Annotated in this window: 30 protein-coding genes; 20 read left to right on the top strand and 10 right to left on the bottom strand. The window is 73.1% G+C overall.

Annotated elements, in window-relative coordinates; all coding sequences use genetic code 11:
• Positions 1–69 precede the first annotated feature (69 nt).
• The 11 genes from H5965_RS34435 to H5965_RS34385 all read left to right on the top strand — a co-directional run bounded on the left by H5965_RS34435 (position 70) and on the right by H5965_RS34385 (position 7,173).
• Positions 70–810, top strand: a complete 741-nt coding sequence (locus tag H5965_RS34435; RefSeq protein ID WP_310974949.1) for a pyrimidine reductase family protein — start codon at positions 70–72, stop codon at positions 808–810.
• Positions 807–1,361, top strand: coding sequence for a sigma-70 family RNA polymerase sigma factor (locus H5965_RS34430; protein ID WP_310974948.1), 555 nt, complete (start codon positions 807–809; stop codon positions 1,359–1,361). The genes H5965_RS34435 and H5965_RS34430 overlap by 4 nt, the downstream gene beginning before the upstream one ends.
• Positions 1,361–1,774: a hypothetical protein gene (locus H5965_RS34425; RefSeq protein ID WP_310974947.1), complete on the top strand. Its 414-nt coding sequence runs from the start codon at positions 1,361–1,363 to the stop codon at positions 1,772–1,774. Before H5965_RS34430 ends, H5965_RS34425 begins: the two co-directional genes overlap by 1 nt.
• A gap of 114 nt (positions 1,775–1,888) precedes the next feature.
• Complete coding sequence (locus H5965_RS34420) at positions 1,889–2,326, top strand: Asp23/Gls24 family envelope stress response protein (protein WP_310974946.1); 438 nt, start codon at positions 1,889–1,891, stop codon at positions 2,324–2,326.
• Positions 2,323–2,586 carry a hypothetical protein gene (locus tag H5965_RS34415; RefSeq protein WP_310974945.1) on the top strand — a complete coding sequence of 88 codons (264 nt, stop codon included), beginning with the start codon at positions 2,323–2,325 and terminating at the stop codon, positions 2,584–2,586. Before H5965_RS34420 ends, H5965_RS34415 begins: the two co-directional genes overlap by 4 nt.
• A gap of 26 nt (positions 2,587–2,612) precedes the next feature.
• On the top strand, positions 2,613–2,789 hold the full coding sequence (locus H5965_RS34410) for a hypothetical protein (protein WP_013224542.1): 177 nt from the start codon (positions 2,613–2,615) through the stop codon (positions 2,787–2,789).
• Entirely contained in the window at positions 2,786–3,136 is a 351-nt protein-coding gene (locus H5965_RS34405) for an Asp23/Gls24 family envelope stress response protein (RefSeq protein ID WP_310974944.1), read from the top strand. The genes H5965_RS34410 and H5965_RS34405 overlap by 4 nt, the downstream gene beginning before the upstream one ends.
• A 2-nt stretch (positions 3,137–3,138) precedes the next feature.
• On the top strand, positions 3,139–3,675 hold the full coding sequence (locus H5965_RS34400; protein WP_310974943.1) for a DUF6286 domain-containing protein: 537 nt from the start codon (positions 3,139–3,141) through the stop codon (positions 3,673–3,675).
• Positions 3,672–4,271, top strand: coding sequence for an alkaline shock response membrane anchor protein AmaP (locus tag H5965_RS34395; RefSeq protein ID WP_310974942.1), 600 nt, complete (start codon positions 3,672–3,674; stop codon positions 4,269–4,271). Before H5965_RS34400 ends, H5965_RS34395 begins: the two co-directional genes overlap by 4 nt.
• Before the next feature lie 203 nt (positions 4,272–4,474).
• A complete protein-coding gene (locus tag H5965_RS34390) occupies positions 4,475–5,554 on the top strand; it encodes an ATP-dependent DNA ligase (RefSeq protein WP_310974941.1) in 1,080 nt (359 codons plus the stop codon).
• Between the two features lie 71 nt (positions 5,555–5,625).
• A complete protein-coding gene (locus H5965_RS34385) occupies positions 5,626–7,173 on the top strand; it encodes an alpha/beta hydrolase (RefSeq protein ID WP_310974940.1) in 1,548 nt (515 codons plus the stop codon).
• A 126-nt stretch (positions 7,174–7,299) separates the two neighbouring features.
• Here the strand turns inward: H5965_RS34385 and H5965_RS34380 are convergent, their stop codons facing one another.
• The 4 genes from H5965_RS34380 to H5965_RS34365 form a co-directional block, all read right to left on the bottom strand.
• Positions 7,300–8,439, bottom strand: a complete 1,140-nt coding sequence (locus H5965_RS34380) for a DUF6596 domain-containing protein (protein WP_310974939.1) — start codon at positions 8,437–8,439, stop codon at positions 7,300–7,302.
• A 4-nt stretch (positions 8,440–8,443) separates the two neighbouring features.
• Positions 8,444–8,836 (bottom strand): VOC family protein, encoded by a 393-nt coding sequence (locus H5965_RS34375; protein WP_310975231.1) that lies wholly within the window; start codon positions 8,834–8,836, stop codon positions 8,444–8,446.
• An 11-nt stretch (positions 8,837–8,847) separates the two neighbouring features.
• A complete protein-coding gene (locus H5965_RS34370; protein WP_310974938.1) occupies positions 8,848–9,258 on the bottom strand; it encodes a YciI family protein in 411 nt (136 codons plus the stop codon).
• A 135-nt stretch (positions 9,259–9,393) separates the two neighbouring features.
• The gene (locus tag H5965_RS34365) at positions 9,394–9,636 is read right to left on the bottom strand and encodes a DUF2630 family protein (protein WP_310974937.1); all 243 of its coding nucleotides are present in this window, start codon (positions 9,634–9,636) and stop codon (positions 9,394–9,396) included.
• An 85-nt stretch (positions 9,637–9,721) separates the two neighbouring features.
• Between H5965_RS34365 and trxA the strand changes: the two genes are divergently transcribed.
• Complete coding sequence (gene trxA / locus H5965_RS34360) at positions 9,722–10,093, top strand: thioredoxin (protein WP_072480358.1); 372 nt, start codon at positions 9,722–9,724, stop codon at positions 10,091–10,093.
• 50 nt (positions 10,094–10,143) lie between these two features.
• On the opposite strand, the gene H5965_RS34355 is transcribed toward trxA, so the two are convergent.
• Both H5965_RS34355 and pruA read right to left on the bottom strand, forming a co-directional pair.
• Positions 10,144–11,073 carry a proline dehydrogenase family protein gene (locus H5965_RS34355; RefSeq protein ID WP_310974936.1) on the bottom strand — a complete coding sequence of 310 codons (930 nt, stop codon included), beginning with the start codon at positions 11,071–11,073 and terminating at the stop codon, positions 10,144–10,146.
• A gap of 13 nt (positions 11,074–11,086) precedes the next feature.
• Positions 11,087–12,715: an L-glutamate gamma-semialdehyde dehydrogenase gene (gene pruA, locus H5965_RS34350; protein WP_310974935.1), complete on the bottom strand. Its 1,629-nt coding sequence runs from the start codon at positions 12,713–12,715 to the stop codon at positions 11,087–11,089.
• A gap of 118 nt (positions 12,716–12,833) precedes the next feature.
• Between pruA and H5965_RS34345 the strand changes: the two genes are divergently transcribed.
• Positions 12,834–14,387: a helix-turn-helix domain-containing protein gene (locus tag H5965_RS34345; RefSeq protein WP_310974934.1), complete on the top strand. Its 1,554-nt coding sequence runs from the start codon at positions 12,834–12,836 to the stop codon at positions 14,385–14,387.
• A 19-nt stretch (positions 14,388–14,406) separates the two neighbouring features.
• Entirely contained in the window at positions 14,407–15,063 is a 657-nt protein-coding gene (locus H5965_RS34340) for a maleylpyruvate isomerase N-terminal domain-containing protein (protein ID WP_310974933.1), read from the top strand.
• Between the two features lie 30 nt (positions 15,064–15,093).
• Here H5965_RS34340 and H5965_RS34335 read toward each other — a convergent pair whose 3' ends face one another.
• The 3 genes from H5965_RS34335 to H5965_RS34325 all read right to left on the bottom strand — a co-directional run bounded on the left by H5965_RS34335 (position 15,094) and on the right by H5965_RS34325 (position 16,924).
• Positions 15,094–15,312, bottom strand: a complete 219-nt coding sequence (locus H5965_RS34335; protein WP_310974932.1) for a S1 RNA-binding domain-containing protein — start codon at positions 15,310–15,312, stop codon at positions 15,094–15,096.
• Between the two features lie 193 nt (positions 15,313–15,505).
• On the bottom strand, positions 15,506–16,483 hold the full coding sequence (locus H5965_RS34330; RefSeq protein ID WP_310974931.1) for an LLM class flavin-dependent oxidoreductase: 978 nt from the start codon (positions 16,481–16,483) through the stop codon (positions 15,506–15,508).
• 48 nt (positions 16,484–16,531) lie between these two features.
• Positions 16,532–16,924, bottom strand: a complete 393-nt coding sequence (locus H5965_RS34325) for a DUF6221 family protein (RefSeq protein ID WP_003068867.1) — start codon at positions 16,922–16,924, stop codon at positions 16,532–16,534.
• Positions 16,925–17,344: 420 nt separating this feature from the next.
• Between H5965_RS34325 and H5965_RS34320 the strand changes: the two genes are divergently transcribed.
• On the top strand, positions 17,345–17,680 hold the full coding sequence (locus tag H5965_RS34320; protein WP_310974930.1) for a hypothetical protein: 336 nt from the start codon (positions 17,345–17,347) through the stop codon (positions 17,678–17,680).
• Between the two features lie 70 nt (positions 17,681–17,750).
• Here the strand turns inward: H5965_RS34320 and H5965_RS34315 are convergent, their stop codons facing one another.
• Positions 17,751–18,767, bottom strand: a complete 1,017-nt coding sequence (locus tag H5965_RS34315; RefSeq protein ID WP_310974929.1) for a DNA polymerase domain-containing protein — start codon at positions 18,765–18,767, stop codon at positions 17,751–17,753.
• A gap of 44 nt (positions 18,768–18,811) precedes the next feature.
• On the opposite strand from H5965_RS34315, the gene H5965_RS34310 reads away from it, so the two are divergent.
• From H5965_RS34310 to H5965_RS34290, 5 genes are all read left to right on the top strand, one after another.
• Entirely contained in the window at positions 18,812–19,474 is a 663-nt protein-coding gene (locus H5965_RS34310; protein ID WP_310974928.1) for a TVP38/TMEM64 family protein, read from the top strand.
• A gap of 118 nt (positions 19,475–19,592) precedes the next feature.
• The gene (locus H5965_RS34305) at positions 19,593–21,260 is read left to right on the top strand and encodes a protein kinase domain-containing protein (RefSeq protein ID WP_310975229.1); all 1,668 of its coding nucleotides are present in this window, start codon (positions 19,593–19,595) and stop codon (positions 21,258–21,260) included.
• 53 nt (positions 21,261–21,313) lie between these two features.
• Entirely contained in the window at positions 21,314–21,619 is a 306-nt protein-coding gene (locus tag H5965_RS34300; protein ID WP_205661049.1) for a hypothetical protein, read from the top strand.
• Positions 21,620–21,638: 19 nt separating this feature from the next.
• Positions 21,639–22,061, top strand: coding sequence for a peptide-methionine (R)-S-oxide reductase MsrB (gene msrB, locus H5965_RS34295; protein ID WP_191317304.1), 423 nt, complete (start codon positions 21,639–21,641; stop codon positions 22,059–22,061).
• Positions 22,062–22,135: 74 nt separating this feature from the next.
• On the top strand, positions 22,136–23,038 hold the full coding sequence (locus tag H5965_RS34290; RefSeq protein ID WP_310974927.1) for a TIGR04222 domain-containing membrane protein: 903 nt from the start codon (positions 22,136–22,138) through the stop codon (positions 23,036–23,038).
• Positions 23,039–23,073 lie beyond the last annotated feature (35 nt).

Below are 23,073 nucleotides of genomic sequence, written 5' to 3'. Positions count from 1 at the left end.
CCCGCGGTACCGATCAGCGGGTATATCCCCCGGTAGAGACGTGATTCACGCTCATGCTGGGATGATCGGGTGCAGCGTGTGTGGCCCGATCGGACGGGCGAACTGAGCGGTTCGGACCTCGAACAGGTCTACGGCTACCCCGAGGACCTGGACCGGCCTTGGGTGCAGGTGAACTTCGTCGCGTCCGCCGACGGTGCCGTCGAGATCGACACGACGTCCGCGGGGCTCTCGCACGCCGCCGACCGGAAGGTCTTCCTGCTGGGCCGTGACCTCGCCGACGTCATCCTGGTCGGTGCCGGGACGGCCCGCGCCGAGAACTACCGCGGGGTCGTCGCGGGCCCGAAACGCCTCGAACGCCGGCGCCGGCTCGGGTTCGGAGGAGTGCCGCCGATCGCCGTCGTGACGCGCACGGCGAACCTCGACCCCGCGTCCCGGCTGTTCACCGAAACGGCCGTCCCGCCGATCGTGATCACGACGGACACCGCCGACACCCGCGCCCTCGAAGCCGCCGGGGCCGAGGTCCTGCGGGCCGGCACCGACGACGTCGACGTGCGCCGCGCTCTCGACCTGCTCGCCGCCCGCGGGTTGCGCCGCGTCGACTGCGAAGGCGGGCCCGGCCTGTTCGCCCGGCTCGTCGCCGCCGACCTCGTCGACCAGCTGTGCCTGACCGTCGCGCCGCTGCTGGTGGCCGGGACCGCGGGCCGGATCGCCGCGGGCGCCGCACCCGCCGTGCCGCGCCGGCTCGCCCTCGCCTCGATCCTCGTCGAGGACGGCTTCACGCTCCTGCGCTACCGCCGGGACGCCGGGTGAGCGACGACGCCGAGCTGCTCGCCCGGGCCGCGGGCGGCGACCACACCGCGTTCGGCGCGCTGGTGCGGGAGCACACGCCCCGGATGTACCGGGTCGCGCTGCGGATCACCGGCAGCGCGGCCGAGGCCGAGGACGTCGTGCAGGAGGCGTGGCTGGCCGCGTGGCGGTCCCTCGCCGGGTTCCGGCGGGAATCGGCGGTGTCGACGTGGCTCTACCGCGTCGTCACCAACAGCGCGCTCGCCGTCCTGCGCCGCCGCCGTCCGACGGTGTCGCTCGACGACCCGGACCCGCAGTCCACTGTGGACAGCGCGCTGCTCGCCGCCGCGGTGCCCGGCCCCGAGGGCCGGGTCGTGCGGGCCGAAGAGGTCGACGCGGTGCTGCGCGCGGTCGGCCGGCTGGAGGTGTCCCAGCGCGTGCCGCTCGTGCTGCGGGAACTGGAAGGGCTGAGCTACGAAGAGGTCGCCGAAGTGCTCGACGTGAACGTCGGCGCCTTGCGCTCCCGGCTGCACCGGGCCAGGGTGGCGCTGCTCGCCGAGTTGAGGGAGCGGTGATGGCCCAGAGCGAGGACCCCGAGTCCGACCCCCGGTGGGACGCGGTGCGCGCCGCGGCCCGGCGCCGGGTGCCGACCCCGCCGGGCCTGGTCGAACGTGTCCTGCGGGCGGTCGCCCGCGGCCGCCGGACGGCGGTGGAGGTCCCCGGCGGCGCGGGCCGGCTGCGCGTCACCGAAGGCGTCGTCGACCGGCTGGCCCGGACGATCGCTGCGGACCGGGCCCCGTTCGGCGTGCGGATTTCGGCCGTCGCCGTCGAAGAGGACGCCGTGCAGGTGCTGGTGTCGGTGCGGTTCGGCATCATCGCCGACGCGGCCGCCGAAGCGCTCCGGCGGGAGATCACCGCCGAACTGTCCCGGCAGCTGGGCGTCGCTTCGGTGGTGAACGTGCACGTCATCGACGTCCACCCGGGCTGAGATCAACCCGATCGGGGAACCGACTGACCACTAACCCGATCGGGGGACCTTGCGTGAGGGTTTCGCGCCGCCGCGCATCGTATGGGCGAGAACAGCCGAGAGGAGCCCGAACGCATGCACCCGGAACGGACCGAAAGCCCCGGCACGGTGACCCCGCTCAACGAGGAGGGCGCCGCCGGCCGCACCACCATCTCGTCGCTGGTCGTGCAGAAGATCGCCGGCCTGGCCACCCGCGAAGTCGCCGGCGTCCACACGCTCGGCGGCGGCGGGGTGTCCCGCGCGCTCGGCGCGCTGCGCGAGCGGATCCCCGGCTCCGGCACGGTGACGACGACCGGCGTGTCGGTCGAGGTGGGCGAGAAGCAGACGGCGATCGACCTCGACGTCGTGGTGGAGTACGGCGCCCGCATCACCGACGTCGCCCGCGCGGTGCGGCGCAACGTGATCACCGCGGTCGAGCAGATCACCGGCCTCGAGGTGATCGAGGTGAACATCGCCGTCAACGACATCTTCCTGCCGGGCGAGGAAGAACCCGAATCCACCCGCGTGGAATGAGCGACCGCGCGGCGTTCCGGGCGTTCGTCCGGGCGAACCACCCGGACGTGGGTGGCGACCCGGCGGAGTTCGCCGCGGGGCTCGCGCGGTTCCGCCGGCCGGATGCCCGCCACGACGCGCCGGTCACGTTCGTGGCCCACCGCCGCTCGAGCCGCGCCCGCCGGCGCGGTGCGGTGGTTTCCCGGGTGGCGCTCTTCGCCCGCCGTGGGGTGGCGGCCGTCCTGCCCCGCTTCCGCCGCCGCCCCTCGCGCGTGCGGTGACCTTCCGTCCAGTCCAAGGAGGACATGTGAACGCAACGCAGACCGGGCTCCTGGCCGGGCTGATCCTCGGCCTCGCCGCGACCCAGGGGTTCACCGCGTTCCTGGTGACCCTGGCCGTCGGCATCATCGGCCTGGTCGCCGGCCGGGTCCTCGACGGCGAACTCGACCTCGGTGAGCTGTTCGGCAAGGGCCGCGACAAGTGAGCCCCGTCCTGGACGTGCCCCGCGAGCTCGCCGAACCGGCCGAGCGCGGCACCCTCACCATCGGGCACGCGGTGGTCCGCAAGGTCGCCCAGCACGCGGCCGGCCAGGTCCCCGGCACCGCGCGCGACGGCAAGAAGGGCCCGAAGGCCAAGGTCGGCGGCCACGACAACGACGTCGACCTCGCCCTCGACCTGGCCCTGCGCTATCCGGCGGCGGTCCGCGCGGTCGTCGGCGACGTGCGCGCGAAGGTGGCCGAAGAGGTCGAGCTGCTCACCGGCTACCGCGTGCGGAGCCTGGCCGTGACGGTGTCCGCACTGCTGCCGGACGTCGCGCCGAGGGTGCGGTAGCCGTGCGCCCGTTCGTCCGCATCCTCGCCACCCTGCTGGGCCTGGCCTTCGCCGCGGCCGGCGCGCTGCTGGCCCTGGAGGTCGGCTGGCACTGGTGGCGCCCGGAGCCGGCGCCGCTGCTGGTCCCGTGGCCGCGGTGGCAGGCCGGTCTGGCGTCGCTGGGCTGGGACGCCTACGCGGTGCGCGTCGGCGCCGGGGTGGTCGCCGCCGCCGGCTTGGTGCTCATCGGCTGTGCCCTCGCCGCGGGCAACCGCGCGGTCCGGCTGACCGACCCGGCCGGCGACGTCAGCGTTTCGACGTCCCCGCGGTCGCTGGCCCGGCTGGTCGGGCTGACCGTGCGCGCGCAGGACAACGTCGCGGGCGCGTCGGTCACCGCGAGCGCCCGCCGCGTCCGCGTCCGCGCGAAGAGCACCCTCGAAACGGAAGCCGAGCTGCGGCCGCGCCTGCTGGCCACGGTGTCGGCCCTGCTGGACGAGCTCCCCCTGATGCGGCGGCCGAAGGTGACGGTCGTCGTCGACTCGCCGAAGGACCGCCGATGAGCCGCTCGATCGCCACGAAGGCCCTTTCCCGGTCGTACACCGGCGAACGCACGCTGACGTTCCTCGTCGGACTGCTCGCGTTCCTGGGCGGCGCGCTGGCCCTGGTGGTCGGCTTCGGCGCGCTGGGCGAGTTCCGCGGCCGCCGCCCGCTGCTCGACCCGCTCGCGCTCGAGTGGCTCGGTGCGCACGCGACCCCGGCCCGCATCGCCGCGATCGTGCTCGGCGTGCTGCTGCTGGTGCTCGGGCTCGGCTGGGCCCTGCGCTCGCTGCGCCCGGAACCGCGTCCGGACCTGGACCTCGACCGCACGGAGGGAGCGGAACTGGTGGTCACGGCGGCCGCGATCGCCGGCGCGGTCCAGACGGACGCCGAGCACCTCGACGGCGTCAGCCGCGCCCGGGTCCGCGCGGTCGGCTCGCGGACGGCCCCGGCGTTGCGCATCACGCTGTGGCTGCACGAAGGCACCGACCTCAAAGCGGTCTGGTCGGGCCTGGACACCCGGGTGCTGACCCGGGCCCGCGAATCCCTGGGCCTGGAGTCACTGCCGGCCGCGGTCCGCCTGGAACTCGACACGAGCCCCGCCAAACGCGTGCACTGAGCCACCCCACAGCCGTGTCGACCCTCCAATCACGCGTGTCGACTCCCCAATCACGCGAGTCGACTCCCCAATCACGCGTATCGACCCTCCAATCACGCGTGTCGACGCTTCCAGCACACGCCCGCGCCGCAACCGCCCCGCCACTCGACACCAACCCCGCCGAACGCGTGCGCTGAGCCGGGATTTTCCGCAGAATGCGGGGCATGCCCCTACCGCTGCAGCCGCCGCTGAAGCCGATGCTCGCCAAGCCCGCCAAGGCCATCCCGGACTCCGGGGGCCTGCTCTTCGAACCGAAGTGGGACGGCTTCCGCTGCATCGTCTTCCGCGACGGCGACGAACTGTACCTGCAGTCGCGCGCCGAGAAACCGCTCAACCGGTACTTCCCCGAGGCCGTCGCGAAGCTGCTGGACACCCTGCCGCCGCGGGTGGTCCTCGACGGCGAACTCGTCGTCGCGCGGGACGGGCGGCTCAACTTCGATGCGCTCACCGAACGGATCCACCCCGCCGAGAGCCGGATCACGCTGCTGGCCGGCGAGCAGCCCGCCGAGTTCGTCGCCTTCGACGTCCTCGCCCTCGGCGACGAGCTGCTGCTCGACGAACCGACGTCCGTGCGCCGGGAGCGCCTGACCGACCTGGCCGGCGACCGGTTCCCGCTCACCCCGGCCACCACCGACTCCGACACCGCGCGGCACTGGTTCGAGCTGTTCGAAGGCGCCGGCCTCGACGGCGTCATCGGCAAGCCCCTCGACGAGCCGTACACCCCCGGCAAGCGCGTCATGCTCAAGTACAAGCACGTCCGCACCGCCGACTGCGTGCTCGCCGGGCTGCGGTGGCACGTCGACGGCGGCCCCGGCGAACTCGTCGGCTCCTTCCTGCTCGGCCTGCACGACGAGAAGGGCGTGCTGCACCACGTCGGCACCGTCGGGTCGTTCCCCAAGGAGCGCCGCCGCGAGCTCGCCGAAGAGCTCGCGCCGCTGATCACCGACGGCGAGGACCACCCCTGGGGCGGCCGGGCCACCGGCGAGGCCCAGCGCATCCCCGGCGGCGTCACCCGCTGGCGCGCCACCGAGCACGAATGGGTGCCGCTGCGGCCCGAACGGGTCGTCGAGGTCGCCTACGAGAACACCGAGGGCGGGATGCCGTCGCGGTTCCGGCACAACGCGCGGTTCAAGCGCTGGCGGCCCGACCGCGAACCCGCTTCGTGCGATTACAGCCAGCTGGAGGAGCCGGCCCGCTACGACCTCGACGCCGTCTTCCGGGGCCAGGTGGTGCGGACCCGCTAACCCGCGTCCCACACCGGCCGTGCGAAGCTCGGCCTGCCCGCTGATCGACGTCCGACGTGAGGATCCCGCCCGTGCGCCGCCGCCGTACCCGTCTCCTGGCCGCGATGCTCGCCCTGACCGCGGCCGCGGGCTGCGCCGCGGGTCCGTCGGTCCGCCCGGCGCTGGTCGAGAACGACGGGAAGACGACCGGCAGCACCCCCACCCGCACGCCCGGGGTCCCGCTGCCGCCGCTGGGCGAGCCACAGTCGCCGACGCTGAAGTGGGCCGACTGCGACGACGACACCCGCCAGCGCATCGGCACTCCCGGCGTCCCGGACAGCCTGCACTTCACCTGCGCGCGCGTCACCGCGCCGCTCGACTCCCCCGGCGAGCCGCGGCGGTCGGTCGTGCGGCTGCTGGCGCTGAAGGTCGGCAGCGGGCCGGTGCCGCTGGTCGTGGTCAACGACGTCGACGGCGATCCGGGCACCGTGTACGCCGCGCGGCTGGCCGCGACGCTGCCGCCCGCGTTCCTGGAGAAGTTCTCGCTGATCGGCCTGGACCGGCGGGGCACCGGGCTCTCCGGCGCGGCGCAGTGCATCCCCGCCGACATCCGGCCCGACCTCATCGCCGCCGACCCGGCGCAGGGCGGCCTGGGCGACGTCCTGGACGCCGCCCGCAAGGCCGGCCAGCAGTGCGCCATCGAGCTGGACGACTCCCAGACCGCGCTGGACAGCTGGCGCGGCGCGGGCGACCTCGACGAACTGCGCAAGCAGCTGGGCATGGAGCGGCTGAACGCGCTCGGCCACGGCGACGGCTCGAAGGTGCTGGCCCAGTACGCGGTGCGCTTCCCCGGCCAGGTCGGGCGCGTGGTCCTCGACGGCGTGCCGGACCCGGGCGCCGACACGGCCGCGGTCCTCGACGCCGTCGCCGCCGGCGCTCAGTCCACATTGGACGCCTTCGCGGCGGACTGCGCGGCGCGGCACTGCGCCCTCGGCGACCCGAAAGCGGCGCTTTCGGCGGTCACCGACCAGCTGCGGCGCACGCCGGGGTCGACCGGCGAGGGGGTCACGTTCGGCCCGGGCATCGCGCTGTTCGCCGTCTACTCGGGACTGTCGCAGCGGTCGCGGTGGCCGGAGCTGGCCGACGCGATCGCCGCGGCACGCTCGGGCGACGTCGGCCCGCTCTCGGCGTTCGCGGCGCCGGTGCTGCGCGACACGCGTGCCCAGCCGTCCCGGATCGACGCGACGATCGCCACCCGCTGCAACGACAGCCAGACGCGGCTCTCGGCCGACCAGCTCGACCAGGTCGTGGCCGGGATGCGCGGCAAGTACCCGCAGTTCGGCGCGGTCGTCGCCCAGCAGCTGGCCTGGTGCGGCCCGTGGCCGGTGCGCACCGAGCCGCTGCCGGCGCCGGGCGCGCCGGGCGCCCCGCCGATCCTCGTCGCGGCGACGGCGACCGACCCGGTCACGCCCCAGGTCGGCAGCACCCGCGCGGCCGACCAGATGCCGTCCGCGGTGACGATCACCTGGCAGGGCGCGGGCCACGGCGCCCTCGGCGTCTCCCCCTGCGTCACGGACGCGGCCCGCGCGTTCCTCGTCGACGGCAAGATCCCCGCCGACGGCACCCTCTGCCCCGCGTGATTGAAGGGTCAGCACGCGTGATTGAAGGGTCATCTCCCGTGATTGACGGGTCGACACGGCGCAGACCTCGTGTCGACCCTCCAATCACGCGTGTCGGCTCCGGAATCACGCGTGTCGGCCCTTTCGTCACCGGCGGGTGTTGAGGCGGGCGGCCTGGCGGGTCAGGTGGTCGACTTCGGCGAGGCTGGCCGCCTTGGCGGCGGCCTCGGCGTACAGCTTGGCCGCGGTTTCCAGGTCGCCGTCGCGCTCGTGGAGGTAGGCCGACACCGCGGTGTGGCGCGGGACCGTGGCGTCCACCTCCGCGAGTGCCGCGAGCCCGGCGCGCGGCCCGTCCGCTTCGCCGACGGCGACCGCGCGGTTGAGCCGCACGACCGGGCTGCCGGTGAGGCGCACCAGCTCGTCGTACCACTCGACGATCTGCACCCAGTCCGTCTCCGCCGCGTCCTGCGCGTCGGCGTGCAGGGCCGCGATGGCCGCCTGGGCCTGGAACTCGCCCAGCCGGTCGCGGGACAGCGCCCGCTGCAGGATCGCCACGCCCTCGGCGATCAACGCCGTGTCCCACCGGGACCGGTCCTGCTCGGCCAGCGGGACCAGGGCGCCGTCGCCGGTCGTGCGGGAGGCCCGCCGGGCATGGTGCAGCAGCATCAGCGCGAGCAGCCCCGCCACCTCCGGGTGGTCGATCGACGCCGCGAGCTGCCGGATGAGCCGGATGGCCTCGGCGGCGAGGTCGACGTCCCCGGAGTAGCCCTCGTTGAACACCAGGTACAGAACGCGCAGCACGGTCGCGACGTCGCCGGGCTGGTCGAACCGCACCCCCGACACGGTCCGCTTGGCGCGGCTGATGCGCTGCGCCATGGTCGCCTCGGGCACCAGGTACGCCTGCGCGATCTGCCGCGTGGTCAGCCCGCCGACGGCCCGCAGCGTCAGCGCGACCGCGGACGACGACGTCAGCGACGGGTGCGCGCACAGGAAGTACAGCTGAAGCGTGTCGTCCACGGCCGCCGCGGGCCCGGGCGCCACCTCGGCGTCGACGACGTCCTCGCGCTTGCGGCGGGCGGCCTCCGCCCTGGTCGCGTCGAGGAACTTCCGCCACGCCACGGTGACCAGCCAGCCCTTGGCGTCCCGGGGCGGGTCGGCCGGCCAGACCCGCAGCGCCTCGACCAGCGCTTCCTGGACGGCGTCCTCGGCCGCCGCGAACTCGGCGCCGCGGCGGACGAGGACGGCCAGGACACCCGGGGTGAGGCTGCGGAGCAGGGCTTCGTCCACGAGCTCAGCCGATCCGCTCGGCCAGCTCGACGATGATCCCCTCGGGCCCGCGGACGTAGCAGAGCTTGAAGCTGTCTTCGTACCGCACCAGCTCGCCGACGAGCTCGGCGCCGTGCGGCTTCAGCCGCGCCAGGACGTCCTCGATGTCCGCCACCTCGAACAGGATGTGCCGCAGGCCGGGCACGTTCGCCGGCGCCTGCGGATCCCCCGCCGCCCCCTCGGGCGTCCGGTACCGGATCAGCTCCAGCTTCCCGTGGCCGTCCGGCGTCCGCAGCATCGCCATGTCCGACCGGACGCCGTCCAGCCCGACGATCCGGTCGACCGCCCGGCCCTCGGTCGTCATCTCCGCCTCCACCTCGACCACGATGCCGACGTGCTCCAGCCGCGGCAGAACCATCGTGCTCCCCGTCATTCCGTGATGGTGGGCGGCGCGGTCATGAACGGCCGCAGCTCGAGCCACTCGTGGATCGGCTCCCCGTTCGGGCCGGGCGCGGCCGACAGCTCCGCGGCCAGTTCGAGGGCCCGCTCGTAGCTGTCGACGTCGATCACCGTCCAGCCGGCGATGAGGTCCTTGGTCTCGGGGAACGGGCCGTCGGTGACCGGCGGCTTTCCCTCGCCGTCGTAGCGGACGAACGTCCCCTCCGGGGAGAGGGCCTGGTGCTCGACGAACTCGCCGGTGGCCACCAGCTTGTCCCCGAAGTCCTGCATGTACTTGATGTGCGCGGAAACCTCTTCCGGCGTCCACTGGTCGATCGTCGTGTCGCAGTTGGCCGGGGCCGGCGCGCCGCGGTAGTGCTTCAGCAGCAGGTACTTGGCCATCGTGGTGCTCCCTCGGTGTCGGACGGCCCATTCTGGCCGCTTCCACCCCCGGGACGGAGCCGGTTCCGGGTTCTCGACATCACGGCGAGAAAGTTTTTGCGGCCGCTCACCCAGAGGGCGAGCGGCCGCGCGGGCCTACTGGCGGTAGGACTCCACCTCGGAGACCGGCCGGGCCGTGGCGTCGTCCGGGTTCTCGTGGAACTCCGTCTTCGCGCGCCGCTGGCGCAGCAGGTCCCAGCACTGGTCGAGCTGCTGCTCGACCGCGGTGAGGCGGTCCTTGTCGCCGCCGCTCAGCCCCACGCCGACCGAGCGCGACCGGAGCTCGTGCTCCTCCGCGATCAGCTCGTCGATCCGGCCCAGGATTTCGCCGTCGGCCATCTGTTCCTCCTCTTCGCGGGTGCGCTCGTGCAGACGCTACCCCGGCCCCGGGAATTCCCGCCGGGTGCGGATCGTTGACCAGGGCATGAGCACCGTTGAGCTGACCGCCGAGAACTTCGACCAGACGGTAACCGACAACGAGTTCGTCCTGATCGACTTCTGGGCGAGCTGGTGCGGGCCGTGCCGCCAGTTCGCGCCGGTCTACGAGAAGGCCTCCGAGAAGCACGACGACATCGTGTTCGCGAGCGTCGACACCGAAGCGCAGCAGCAGCTCGCGGCCGCCTTCGACGTCCGCTCCATCCCGACGCTGGCCATCATCCGGGACAAGACGCTGATCTACGCCCAGCCCGGCGCGCTGCCCGAAGCCGCCCTCGAAGACCTGATCAAGCAGGCCCGCGAGGTCGACATGGACGAGGTCAAGCGCAAGGCCGCCGAAGCCGAGGCCGAACAGGCCTGACCACCACCACACGGCGAAGGCCGCCCCCGCGGGGGCGGCCTTCGCCGTGTTCAGGAGCGGGTGGCGAGCCCGCGCAGGAAGAACGCCAGGTTCGCCGGGCGCTCGGCCAGCCGTCGCATGAAGTAGCCGTACCACTCGTCGCCGTAGGGCACGTAGACGCGCATGCGCGCCCCCGAGGCCGCGATCCGCTGCTGCTCCTCCGGCCGGATGCCGTAGAGCATCTGGAACTCGTGGTCGTCGTCCTCGCGACCGTTCTCCTCGGCCAGCGCGGCGGCGATCTCGATCATCCGCGGGTCGTGCGAGGCCACCATCGGATAGCCCTGGCCGGCCATCAGGACGCGCAGGCAGCGGACGTAGGACTTGTCCACCTCGGACTTCTCCTGGAACGCCACCGACTCCGGCTCGGCGTAGGCGCCCTTGCAGAGCCGCACGCGCGAGCCCGGGCCGGACAGCTCGCGGCAGTCCTGCTCGGTGCGCCGCAGGTAGGCCTGCAGCACCGCGCCCACCCACGGGTACTCGCCGCGCAGCTCGCGCAGGATGCCGAGCGTCGAGTCCGTGGTGGTGTGGTCCTCCATGTCGAGCGTCACGGTGGCCCCGACCGCCTCGGCCGCCGCGCAGATCTTCCGCGCGTTCTCGAGCGCGACGTCCTCGCCGTTCGACGGCAGGAACTGCCCGACCGCCGACAGCTTCACCGAGACGTCCGCGCCCTCGGCCAGGCCTTCCGCGGCCAGCGCGGTCAGCACCGCCTCGTAGGCGGCCACGGTCGCCGCCGCCTGCGCGGCGTCGGTGGTGTCCTCGCCCAGGTGGTCGAGGGTGATCCGGCGGCCGTCCGCAGCCAGTTCCCTGGCCACGCGGACGGCGTCGGCGGTCTCGGACCCGGCGACGAACCGGCGCACCACGGAGCGCGTGGCGGGCACGGCCTCGACGAGCCGCCGGATGCCCTTCGAGCGGGCGGCGGCGAGCAGCGGGGCACGCAGCATGACGGTCTCCCTCTCAGCCCTGGTGCGGGTAACGCACGCTGGTCGGCGGCACGAACGTCTCCTTGACCGAGCGGGGGCTCGTCCAGCGGAGCAGGTTGAAGATCGAGCCCGCCTTGTCGTTGGTGCCCGAGGCCCGCGCGCCGCCGAACGGCTGCTGGCCGACGACGGCGCCGGTCGGTTTGTCGTTGACGTAGAAGTTGCCCGCGGAGAACTTCAGCGCCTCGGACGCCTTCGCGACGGCGGTGCGGTCGTTGGCGATCACCGCGCCGGTCAGCGCGTACGCGGCGGAGGAGTCGATCAGCTTCAGGACGTCGTCGAAGCCGCCGTCCTCGTAGACGTGCACCGACAGGATCGGGCCGAAGTACTCGGTCGAGAAGATCTCGTGCTTCGGGTTGTCCGAGACGAGGATCGTCGGCTTGACGAAATAGCCGACGCTGTCGTCGGCCGTGCCGCCGGTGAGGACCTCGACCGAGGGGTCGTTCTTCACGCGGCCGAAGAGGTCGGTGTGCTTGGTGAACGCACGCCGGTCGATGACCGCGCCGCCGAAGTGCGACAGGTCGGTGACGTCGCCGTAGGACAGCGCCTCGGTCTCGGCGACCAGGCCGTCCTTCAGCTCGTTCCAGACGCTGCGCGGGATGTACGCGCGCGAAGCGGCAGAGCACTTCTGGCCCTGGTACTCGAAGGCGCCGCGGACCAGGGCGGTGCGCAGGACGTCGACGTCGGCGGAGGCGTGTGCCAGCACGAAGTCCTTGCCGCCGGTCTCGCCGACCAGCCGCGGGTAGCCGCGGTAGCCCGCGATGTTCGCGCCGACCGTGCCCCACAGGTGCTGGAAGGTCGCGGTCGAGCCGGTGAAGTGGATGCCGGCCAGGTCGCGGTGGGTCAGGGCGACCTCGGAGACGGCCTTGCCGTCGCCCGGCAGCAGGTTGATCACGCCCGGCGGCATCCCGGCCTCTTCGAGCAGCCGCATGGTCAGGTGCGCCGCGAACGACTGCGTCGGCGACGGCTTCCACAGCACGGTGTTGCCCATCAGCGCGGGCGCGGTCGGCAGGTTGCCGGCGATCGCGGTGAAGTTGAACGGCGTGATCGCGTAGACGAACCCTTCCAGGGGCCGGTGCTCCATCCGGTTCCACACGCCCGGCGAGCTGATCGGCTGCTCGGCGAGGATGCGGCGGCCGAACTCGACGTTGAAGCGCCAGAAGTCGGCGAGCTCGCAGGCGGAATCGATCTCGGCCTGGGTCGCGGTCTTGGACTGGCCGAGCATGGTGGCGGCGTTGAGCGTGGCGCGCCACTTGCCGGTGAGCAGGTCGGCGGCGCGCAGCAGGATCGCGGCGCGGTCGTCGTAGGACAGCGCGCGCCACTCCGGCGCGGCCTTCGCGGCGGCCGCGATGGCGTCGGTCGCGTCCTGCTGGGTGGCGCTGTGGATGGTGCCGAGGACGTGCTTGTGGTTGTGCGGCTGGACGACGTCGATCTTCTCGCCGCCACCGGGGCGCTGCTCGCCGCCGATGGTGACGGTCAGGTCGACCGGTTCCGCCTGGCCCAGCCGCTTGAGCGCACCCTCGAGTTCCGCGCGCTCAGCGCTGCCCGGCGCGTAGGTCAGCACCGGCTCGTTCGTCGGGGCGGGGGTCTGGGTCACGGCGTCCACGGCGGCTCCTCTGCTCTGTAGTCCAGATGCCCCGAACGGTAACTCCGGACACGCTCCGGCGGCTTGTCCGCTCGGCTAAAATCGATCGTATGATCTTGGCTGATCGGATAACACCGCCGTGACGTCGTTGCGCCACGTCCTGGCGACGCTCGGCGAACCGCTCGTCGAGGTCGTCGTGGCACCGCACGGCCTCGGCGTCGCCGTCACCGACGTCGTGATCCTCGACCCGGAGGACCCCTTGGAGGCCTCCCCGGGCGACCTGGTGCTGGTGATCGGCGCGCGCGGCCGGGCGGCGGCGCCGGCCATCCGCGCGGCCGGGCGCGGCGGCGCGGCCGCGGTGGCGGTCAAGGGCGCGACGGGTGCCGACGTCGCCGCCGACGCGGGCGTCGCGCTGCTGACGGTGGGGTCGGAAGCACGCTGGGAGCAGGTGGAATCGCTGGCCCGCGGCGTCGTCGAGGCGGCGCGCGCGGGCGGCGAGGCGGCCAGCGGCGAGGTCCTCGGCGACCTGTTCGCCCTCGCCCAGACGATCGCGACGCTCACCGGCGGCCTGGTCAGCATCGAGGACACGGCCAACCGCGTGCTCGCGTATTCGCGCGCCGGCGACGAGGTCGACGAACTGCGGCGGCTGTCGATCCTCGGCCGCGAGGGGCCGGAGCGCTACCTCGCGATGTTGCGCGAATGGGGCGTCTACCAGCGGTTGCGCGCCGGGGAAGGGATCGTCCGGATCGACGAGCGGCCCGAGCTGGGCATCCGCCGCCGCATCGCGGCCGGCATCCACGCGGGCAAGCAGCCGCTGGGCACGATCTGGGTCCAGGAGGGCGCGCAGCCGCTCACCGAACGGGCCGAGACGGCGCTGCTCGGCGCGAGCCGCACCCTGGCGCCGCAGCTGATCCGGGCGCGCACGCTGCCGAGCCCGGAGCTGCGGCTGCGCGAGGATCTTCTGGCGAGCCTCCTGGAAGGCCGGCTCGACGCGGAGTCCGTCGCCGACGACATCGGCGCCGATCCGGCCCGGCCGGCCCAGGTGCTGGCGTTTTCCCTGGAACGGTCGGACAACCGGCAGCTGCGGCGGGCCGAACTGGTCCACCTGATCGCCGTGCACACGGCCGCCTACCGGCGCAGCGCGCTGGTGAGCGTGATCAGCGGCCGCGTCTACGCGCTGCTGCCGGACCTGCCCGAGCACTCGGACGCGGCAGTGCTCGCGCTGGCCCGCGAAATCACCGCGACGGCCCGCCGTCACCTGGACGTCCCGGTCCGGGCGGCCGTCGGCGGCGTGGTCCCCCGGCTGTCGGAGGCGGCGGCATCCCGCGGCGACGCCGACCGCGTCCTGGCGGCGATGACCCGCGGGCACTGGGCGGCGGACGTGGCGTCGCTGGCCGACGTCCGCGCCGAGGTGCTGCTGTCGGAGGTGCTGGCCTACCTGGGGTCGCAGCCGCGGATCCGCGACCCGCGGCTGACCGCGCTGGTGGAGCACGACACCGAGCACGGCGGCATCCTGGTCCCGGCGGTCCTGGCCTGGCTGAACGCCTTCGGCGACGTCCGCGCCGCAGCCCGGGTGCTGAACATCCACCCCAACACGGTCCGCTACCGGGTCCGGCGCGCGGCGGAGGTGTCCGGAGTGGACTTCGACGACCCGGCGCAGCGCCTGTTAACTCAGCTGCAGCTGCGGCTGTGAAGCTGCTAGCTTCGCGCGCGTGGATCTCTTTTCGCGCACGTGGGCGGCGTTGCGCGCCGCGGTCGCTTCCCTCCCCGACCCGGAGTTTTCGAAGCCCTCGGGCTGCCGCGGGTGGCTGGTCCGGGACCTGGTCTGCCACCTGGTGATCGACGCGCAGGACGTGCTGATCACCCTCGCCACCCCGGCCTCCTCGGCGTTGACGCACGACGCGATCACGTACTGGGCGGTGTCGTCGTCGCTGCCTTCGGGCGAGGACCCGCTGTCGGCGCTGATCGTCCGCCTGGCGGCGGCGTACGAGGACCCGGCGCTGCTGAAGTTCCACCTGGACGACGTGGGCGCGGCGGCGGGCCGGGCGGCGGACCTGGTGGACCCGGGAGAGCGGGTGTCGACCCAGGAGATGGTCCTGACGGCGGGCGACTACCTGTCGGCGTACGTGCTGGAGTGGACGCTGCACCACCTGGACCTGGTGGCACACGTGCCGTCGGTGCCGGGCCCGCCGGCGGAGGGGCTGGCGCGGACCCGGGCGATGCTGGAGAAGATCGCGGGGGCGGAGTTCCCGGCGTCGTTCTCGGACGAGGACGTCCTGCTGGTCGGGACCGGCCGGCGCGCGGCTTCGGACGAGGAGACGGCCTTGCTGGGCGATCTGGCCGCACGGCTGCCGCTGGTGCTCGGGTGAGGCAGGGCGCCCTGCCTCACCCGGCTCACCTCACGCCCGCACCAGGCTGAACCGGCGCCGCTCGACGTCGATCTGCTGGATGCGGACCGACAGCCGCGTCCCGGCCTGCGGGGCCTCGTTCGTCACCAGCAAGCCGTGGATGCCGTCCGCGACTTCGACGAACGCGCCGAACGGCACCACCCGGGTCACGACGCCGTCGAGGACGCCGCCCTCGGCGTGGGCCGCCACGAACTCCTGCCATGGGGTCATGCGATTTCACCTCCTTCCCGCGCACGTCCCGATCACGAGGACAGTCGCGCGGAGACGGCGGGCCACGGGCCCGCCCGGAGGTCACGGCTCAGCCGGGTACCCCGTCTGCTCACGGCTCGAGGCCGACCCGGCAGTCACCCGGAAACCATACCGGAAATTCGCCGTCGAAATTCGTTGACCGGATATCCGCAGATCAGGAAATAGGCTGACGCAGCCCTGCCAGTTCGGCGAGCGCGGCGAAAGAATCGAGCCGGGCGGATTGGTCGTGGGCGGCCGTCGTGGCGAGGATTTCGCCGGCGCCGGTGAGCGCGACCAGCCTGCCCAGCCGCTCCTCGACCTCGGCCGGCGTCCCCCAGATCTGACCGTCCACAGTCTCCTCGAGCCGCTTGCGCTCGCGGTCGGTCATCGGCGCCGCGAGGATCTCGTCCGGCGGGTCCAGCGGCGGGAAAACGCCGTGGGAGCGCGAATACACCGTCGCCCAGGCTTCCGAGACGAGCAGGCGGCGCGCGGCCGCCGCCGAGTCCGCCACCGCGATCGCCGTCGACACCACCACGTACGGCTCGCGCGCCCACTCGGACGGCCGAAACCCGTCCCGGTACCGCGTCACGGCTTCGGCCAGGGCCTGTTCGCCGCGCACCGGGGCGATCACCAGCGGCAGCCCGAGCTCCGCGGCGAGGTCCGCGCCCGGCCCGGTGGCCAGCAGGAACGGCGGCACGCGCAGCCCCTCGGCCGGGTAGGCGTGCACCCCGCGGTGCTCGCCCGCGAAGAACCCGAGCAGCGCACGGACCTGCGCCCCGAAGCCGTCGGCCGCTTCCTTGCCGTGGCCCAGCGCTTCGCGGACGCCGGCGGTGAACCCGACGGACCGGCCGAGTCCCATGTCGATCCGGCCCGGGTGAAGCGCTTCCAGGACGCCGAACTGCTCGGCCACGACCAGCGGCCGGTGGTTCGGCAGCATCACACCCCCGGTCCCGACGCGGATGCGGCTCGTCGCCCCCGCGACGGCGGCGGCCAGCACGGTCGGCGCGGACCCGGCGACGCCCGGCACGCCGTGGTGCTCGGACACCCAGAACCGGTGGTAACCCAGTCGTTCGACGTCGGCGGCGAAGGCGACGGTGTCCCGCAGCGCCTGCGCGGGCCCGCGGTGCCGCCGCACCGGCGAACGGTCGAGCACGGAGATCCTCACGCCGGGTGCAACGCCCACCGCCCGGCGGGATTCCCGTCAGGGCCGCCAGCGCTCGCTGTACTCCGGGTGGTCGGCGTAGGGCAGGGCCAGCAGGCGCAGCGTCAGGCACCAGTTGGAGCCGGCCTCGTCGGCGGGCACGTGGCAGGTCTCACACCAGTATTCGCTGCCGTAGAGCGGAAAACCGGGCACCTTCTCCGACACCGTGGTGCGGTGGGCGAGCAGGATCCGCCGGGTCGCCTCGATCTCGTTGATCATCTGGTTGACCACGTCGAGCTCGAGATCGGTCAGCCCGCGGATCTTCTGCTCCACGGCGACCTTCGTCTCGCCGCGGTTCATCGCCTCGCCGGCCTTGGCCTTGTTGACGGCCTGCATGATCAACGCCTGCCGCGCGCCCACCCGCGCCGCGAGGAAAGCGATCAGGTCGTCCACGAACGGCCTCCTTCCTCGAACCCGCTCCCCGATGGCCCCGGGGAGTCGTCGATTCGGGACCGCACGTTACGCCGTCGGAGACCAAGATCGTGACATCGAGATCGGCCGTGCAACATTTGTGACCCGAAAGGCGACAGCGGGCGCTTGGGTGATCACTGCGCGTTCGGATTCGTTCTTTCGGCGGAACGCAATTGCCCCGCACGATCTCCGTTTCCGTGAGGACCGCCACGGCTGTGGTCGTGGTTACAGCTCGTGCCGGAAAACGGTCTCGTCCGTGTCACTCCGTAACGCCGGGCTCCGCCGCCGCGTCTGTCCCCGCAGCACAGTCACGGAGGTGGTCATGTCCGTTCCGGCTTCACCTGGCCCGCAGGCGCCGTACTTCCCGCCGGTCGCCCCGCGGCCCCAGCGCCGGAAGTGGCCGTGGGTGCGCTGACCGTGCTGCCCGCCCTGGCCGCCGGCATCGTGCTGGCGCTCGCCTACAGCAAGGGTTCCGTCAGCCCGTGCCTGGACAGATCGCAGCACGCGCCGTGCGCCGGCCCCGGCGGTACGTGGATCTCCGCCGATGGTGCCGCCCGGCCGCGTGCTGCCGCCGCACCCGCGACCACCAGCCCGTCGATTCCCGCGTTCGCCGTTCCGACGACGACGGAACCGGCTCTGCCCGAGCCGACGGCGAAGGACTACTCGGTCGACCTCGCCGTCCAGTCCAAGCAGTGTTTCGGCTCGGCGGGCTGCACCGCGCCGCCCGCACCAGCCTGACCACCAAGAACGGCAAGGTCGTCCCGCAAGCGACCGTGACGCCGGACTCAGCTGCCGCAAGCCGTGAGGGTCAGTCGGGGCGGGCCTTGCTCGGCTGGACCCGCTTCGGCTCGCCCGGCATCTTCGGGTAGTCCGGCGGGTACGGCAGGTCCCCCAGCCCGTGGTCACGCCGGTCCCGCTCGTACCACTCCAGCGCCGTCTCCAGCCCGAACGGCGTCTCGTCCATCGCCGCGTGCAGGTCGCCGTACTCGTCCAGGAACGCCGGGATCGTCAGCACGTCGAAGTCGTCCGCGTCCACCTCGCCCAGCAGGTCCCACGTCACCGGCGTCGACACCGTGGCCCTCGGTGTCCCCCGGACCGACCACGCCGAAGCCACCGTCCGGTCCCTCGCCGCCTGGTTGTAGTCCAGGAACACGCGGCCGCCGCGTTCCTCCTTCCACCAGGAGATCGTCGCCTTGGCCGGGATCCGGCGCTCCACCTCGCGGCCCAGCGCGATCACCGCGTGGCGGACCGCCACGAAGTCCCACTCCGGCCGGATCCGGACCAGCACGTGCACCCCACGGCCGCCCGACGTCTTCGGCCAGCCCGTCAGGCCCGCGTCCGCCAGGACCTCGCGGACCACCATGGCCACCTCGACCGCGTCCGCGAAGCCGGCCCGGTCCGGCGGGTCGACGTCGATGCGGAGCTCGTCCGGGTGGTCGGCGTCGGACCGGCGGACCGGCCACGGGTGGAAGTCGAACGTGCCGAGGTTGGCCGCCCACGCGAACACCGCCGGCTCGGTCGGGCACACTTCCGCGGCCCTGCGGCCCGACGGGAACGTGATCCCGGCCGTCTCGACCCACGACGGCGCGCCCTTGGGCACGCGCTTGGCGTAGAACCAGTCGCCCTCGACGCCGTCGACGTAGCGCTTCAGCGTCGTCGGGCGCTCGCCGATCGCGCGCAGCAGCGGGGCGCCGACCGTGATGTAGTGCTCGACGACCTGCCGCTTCGTGATGCCGCGCTGGGGGAAGTACACCTTGCCGGGGCTCGAGACGCGGACCGTGCGCCCGCCCACCTCGTACTCGACCGGGTCACCGTTCTTGGGCATGCGGCCACGCTAGCGCCCGGCACCCGCCCGGTAGGCTCGAACGGGTGTCCGGCCGCACCAAGCTGATCGTCGCGCTCGCCGTGCTCGCCGGGTTCGCGGCGGCCGCGGTGCTGCTGCCGATCCCCGGTCCGGCCGAGCTGCGGGCCTGGGCCGCCACCACCGGCCCCGCCACCCCGCTCGTGCTGCTCGTCGCCTACTCGCTGCTCACCGTGGCACCCATCCCGCGGACGGTGTTCAACCTCGCCGCCGGCCTGCTTGTCGGCACCGCGGCCGGGATCGCGATCGGCCTGGTCGCCACCACCATCGCGGCCGGCCTCTCCTTCGGGCTGGCCCGGCTGCTCGGCCGCGACCTGGTCACCCGCCACCTGCACCGGTCCGCCGTCCGCACGGTCAACGACCGCCTCTCCGGCGGCGGCGTCCTCGCCGTCACGTCGCTGCGGCTGATCCCGGTGGTGCCGTTCGCCCCCTTCAGCTACCTCTGCGGGGTGTCCTCGGTGCGGCTGGTCCCGTACCTGACCGGTACGCTGCTCGGGAGCGTGCCCGGCACGGTCGCCGTGGTGGTCCTCGGCGACGCGCTGACCGGCGACACGCCGCCCGCGCTGCTCGCCTGTTACGGCGTGTTCGCGCTGGCCGGAGCGATCGGCCTGGTCAAGGTGTTCAAGAAGCGGGCACCGGCCGAACCGCAGCCCGCCGGACCGGCTGGCTGACGCGAAGAGCACGCGGCCGACCGCTACACTCGATCGGGTGCGCGAAGCGGTAACGCGCTGAGCAGGGCCACCACCACCGGGAATTTCGTCAGGAGCAGTCGCCATCGACACCGGTCAGCTGATCGCGGGGCACTACCGCCTCGTCGAGCACATTGGTAGCGGTGCCATGGGTGTCGTGTGGCGCGCGACCGACGTGCGCCTCGAACGCACCGTCGCGATCAAGCAGATCCTCCCGCAGCCGGGTGTCTCCGAGACCGAACGCGACAACATGCGCCAGCGCGCGATGCGCGAGGCCAAGAACGCGGCCCGGTTCCAGCACCCGAACGCCATCGTGGTGTTCGACATCGCCGAGCACAACGGCGACCCCTGCCTGGTGATGGAGTACCTCGACGGGCCCAGCCTCTCCACGATCCTCGCCGAGGAGGGCACGCTGCCGCTCGGCCGGGTGGCCCGGATCGGCGAGCAGGTCGCGTCCGCGCTGGTGGCCGCCCACCGCGCCGGGATCGTGCACCGCGACGTCAAGCCGGGCAACATCCTCATCGACCAGACCGGCACCGCGAAGATCACCGACTTCGGCATCTCCCGCGCGGCCGGCGACATGACGCTGACGGCGACCGGCCTGATCGGCGGCACCCCGGCGTACCTGGCGCCCGAACTGGCCCGCGGCGCCGACCCGGTGCCCAGCTCCGACGTCTTCGCCCTCGGCGCCACCCTCTACCAGGCGATCGAGGGCACCACGCCGTACGGCAACACGACCAACCAGCTCGCGCTGCTCTACGCGGCGGCGAACGGCCAGATCAACCCGCCGGTGCAGGCGGGCGGGGCCACCGCGCTGCTGATGAGCCTGCTGCGCAGCGAGCCGGGCGAGCGGCCGAGCATGGCCGAGGCCCGCGAGCGGCTGGCCGCGCTGGCCCGGACCGAGCCCGGCGGCATGACGGCCTCCCCGCCGCTGCTCTCCGGCGGCGGGGGCCGCAAGCCCGCCGCCCCCGCGTCCACCGACGACGGCGAGCGGCCGCCGTGGCAGCGAACGGCGAACAAGGCGCCGTCGTCCCCGCCGGTCGGCACGCCCGTGCCCGCGAACAAGGCAGCCTCGAACCCACCCCGCCCGACGGCGGCGTTCATGCCGATGCGGTCCCCGGCCGCCCCGCCGAACACCCCGCCCAGACCGGTGCCCGCGGCCGCGCCGACGGCCAGGGCACCCCAGTACTCGTCGAACACCCCGAAGCCGGACAACAAGCGCAAGTACGCGCTGTTCGCCGGCGCCGGCGCAGCGGTCGTCGTGGTCGCGGTGATCGTGTTCCTGGTCCTGAACTCGGGCAACGGCGGGGGCGCGGGCAACAACCAGGCCGGCCAGACGCCGGGCAACCAGCCGACGACGGGCCACAGTTCGTCCAAGACCAACAGCAGCCCGACCAACTCGGCGCAGCCAGCCGACCTGGGCAAGACCAAGTCCGAAGGCAGGATCACCGCCATCGGGGCCACCGGCCAGCAGCTGGTCAACTTCTTCAACGCCCCGGCCGACAACTGGAACATGCTGACCCCGGCCGCCCAGGCGGTCTACGGCGACCAGCAGCAGTTCCAGCAGTACTGGGCGGACAACAAGAAGAACATCGGCTCGTTCAACACCGCTCGCACGGACGAGGGTGTGGCCGACGACGGCTCGGTGCAGATGTACCTCAACATCTTGAACGGCCGGCACAAGTTCCGGATGGTGATCGTCGGCGGGCAGACGCTGATCGATGCGAACACCAAGCTCGACGCGATCTCGGCCAGTTCGAGCAACTGAGACGTAACGCGCGTCCGGTGGGCTGAGGCGCCCCGATGGCCTACCGTGGTGGCATGGCCGACGACGGAGCTTCGCTGCCGGGCCAGAATCCTCGCTTCCACGAGGACCTGGTCGGCCTGGACCCGTACGACCCGGAGGCGCGCGCGTTCGCCGAGCACCTCGACCGCATCGAGCGGTGCGGCCCGAACTACACCATCGAGGCCGCCCTCGACGGGGTGGCCGACTTCGCCGACTCCAGCAACCGGCTCGGCGGGCTGCGCTACTGGGTGTCCGCCCTGATCGTGGTGCTCATCGTCCTGGGCGTGATCGTGGCCGCATGGGACATCGTGGTGCACGCCCTCGCCTGGCTCGCGGCGTAACGTGGATCGGGTGAAAGGTATGAAACCCGTTGTCGGCGCGACCCCGCGCGTCGTGAAGTCCGAGCAGGAATGGCGGGCGCAGCTCAGCCCCGACGAGTACGCCGTGCTCCGCCAGGCGGGGACCGAACGGCCGTTCACCGGTGAGTACACCGACACCAAGACCACCGGCGTCTACGAGTGCCGCGCGTGCGGTGCCGAGCTGTTCCGCAGCGACACCAAGTTCGAGAGCCACTGCGGATGGCCGTCGTTCTACGACCCGGCGGATTCCGACGCCGTGCTGCTGCGCGAAGACCGCACCATGGGCATGAAGCGGATCGAGGTGCTCTGCGGCTCCTGCCACAGCCACCTCGGGCACGTCTTCGAGGGCGAGGGCTACCCGACCCCCACCGACCAGCGCTACTGCATCAACTCGATTTCGCTGAAGCTGGTCCCCGAGTCCTAAATCTCCCTTAAGCGAGCAACCCGCCGCCCTTCCTCGAACGTAGTCTCCGCACACGGACGAGGGAGGGCGGACTCATGACCGACACCTGGGGTATTCCCGGACCGGTGTTCGCGGGGCTCTACCTGGGCCTGCTGCTGGCGGTGGCGCTCTACGGCGCGGTTCGCGGCAGGCGGATTTCGCGCGGGGACGCCGGCAACGCGCCGGAGCGTCCCGAAGAGTTCGCCCTGCTGGCCGGCGGGCGGGACCGGCTCGGCGAGTTCGTCGTCGCGACGCTGCTGGAGGGGCAGTTCGTCCGCCTCGACGGCACCGGCAAGCTGCACCGCGTCCGCGGCACGGCCTCCGACGACCTCGGCCGCGCCGCGCTGGCGCGGATCGGCAAGACCGGGAACTGGTTCGGCCGGGTCCGCGACGAGGTGGCGCGGCACGCCTCGGTGGTCAAGCTGGAGGGGAAGCTGGCCGCCCGTGGCCTGCTCACCGACGTCCGCGCGGTGCGGGCGGGCTGGGTGACCGTGGCGGTGGCCTACGGCGCGCTGGCCGTCCTCGGCGTGCTCCGGCTGATCGACGGGTCGGCGAGCGGGCACCCCGTCGGCTACCTGGTCCTGCTGCTGGTGCTGAACACCGTCGCGCTCATCGTCACCGCGATCTGCGCCGTCAACCGGCCGCGCGTCAAGATCACCGCCGCCGGCCGCGCCGCCCTGGAGAAGGCGCGCCGCGACGGCACGTTCACTGCCGGGGCTGCGGGCACCGTCGCGTCGCAGGGCCTGAGCGCGCACCCCGACAAGGACGTCCGGCTGGCCGTCGGGCGGGCCGTGTCGCAGGCCGCCACGCAGGTGTACCGCCGTCCGCGCCGGGCCGGCTGGGCGGCGGCCGGCGGGGCGGGCGCCGGCTACTACGGCGGCGGCTCCTGCAGCAGCGGCAGCTCGTGCGGCGGCGGGGGCGGCTGTGGCGGAGGCGGCGGTGGAGGGTGCGGCGGTTGAAACGCCGACGCGAGCGCGTGCGTCTCACAGCTACG

Source organism: Amycolatopsis sp. 505 (assembly GCF_031625235.1).
Classification (GTDB): Bacteria; Actinomycetota; Actinomycetes; order Mycobacteriales; family Pseudonocardiaceae; genus Amycolatopsis.
Note: the sequence above shows the minus strand (reverse complement) of the source record. Positions and strands in the feature narration are given on the sequence as shown.

Coding starts and splice junctions, on each gene's coding strand:
- H5965_RS34300 (WP_205661049.1), top strand. CDS start 21,314: ATGGCCGACGACGGAGCTTCGCTGCCGGGCCAGAATCCTCGCTTCCAC.
- H5965_RS34390 (WP_310974941.1), top strand. CDS start 4,475: ATGCCCCTACCGCTGCAGCCGCCGCTGAAGCCGATGCTCGCCAAGCCC.
- H5965_RS34315 (WP_310974929.1), bottom strand. CDS start 18,767: ATGCCCAAGAACGGTGACCCGGTCGAGTACGAGGTGGGCGGGCGCACG.
- H5965_RS34415 (WP_310974945.1), top strand. CDS start 2,323: ATGAGCGACCGCGCGGCGTTCCGGGCGTTCGTCCGGGCGAACCACCCG.
- H5965_RS34355 (WP_310974936.1), bottom strand. CDS start 11,073: ATGCTGCGTGCCCCGCTGCTCGCCGCCGCCCGCTCGAAGGGCATCCGG.
- H5965_RS34425 (WP_310974947.1), top strand. CDS start 1,361: ATGGCCCAGAGCGAGGACCCCGAGTCCGACCCCCGGTGGGACGCGGTG.
- msrB (WP_191317304.1), top strand. CDS start 21,639: ATGAAACCCGTTGTCGGCGCGACCCCGCGCGTCGTGAAGTCCGAGCAG.
- H5965_RS34365 (WP_310974937.1), bottom strand. CDS start 9,636: ATGGCCGACGGCGAAATCCTGGGCCGGATCGACGAGCTGATCGCGGAG.
- H5965_RS34420 (WP_310974946.1), top strand. CDS start 1,889: ATGCACCCGGAACGGACCGAAAGCCCCGGCACGGTGACCCCGCTCAAC.
- H5965_RS34290 (WP_310974927.1), top strand. CDS start 22,136: ATGACCGACACCTGGGGTATTCCCGGACCGGTGTTCGCGGGGCTCTAC.
- H5965_RS34395 (WP_310974942.1), top strand. CDS start 3,672: ATGAGCCGCTCGATCGCCACGAAGGCCCTTTCCCGGTCGTACACCGGC.
- trxA (WP_072480358.1), top strand. CDS start 9,722: ATGAGCACCGTTGAGCTGACCGCCGAGAACTTCGACCAGACGGTAACC.
- H5965_RS34370 (WP_310974938.1), bottom strand. CDS start 9,258: ATGGCCAAGTACCTGCTGCTGAAGCACTACCGCGGCGCGCCGGCCCCG.
- H5965_RS34375 (WP_310975231.1), bottom strand. CDS start 8,836: ATGGTTCTGCCGCGGCTGGAGCACGTCGGCATCGTGGTCGAGGTGGAG.
- H5965_RS34335 (WP_310974932.1), bottom strand. CDS start 15,312: ATGACCCCATGGCAGGAGTTCGTGGCGGCCCACGCCGAGGGCGGCGTC.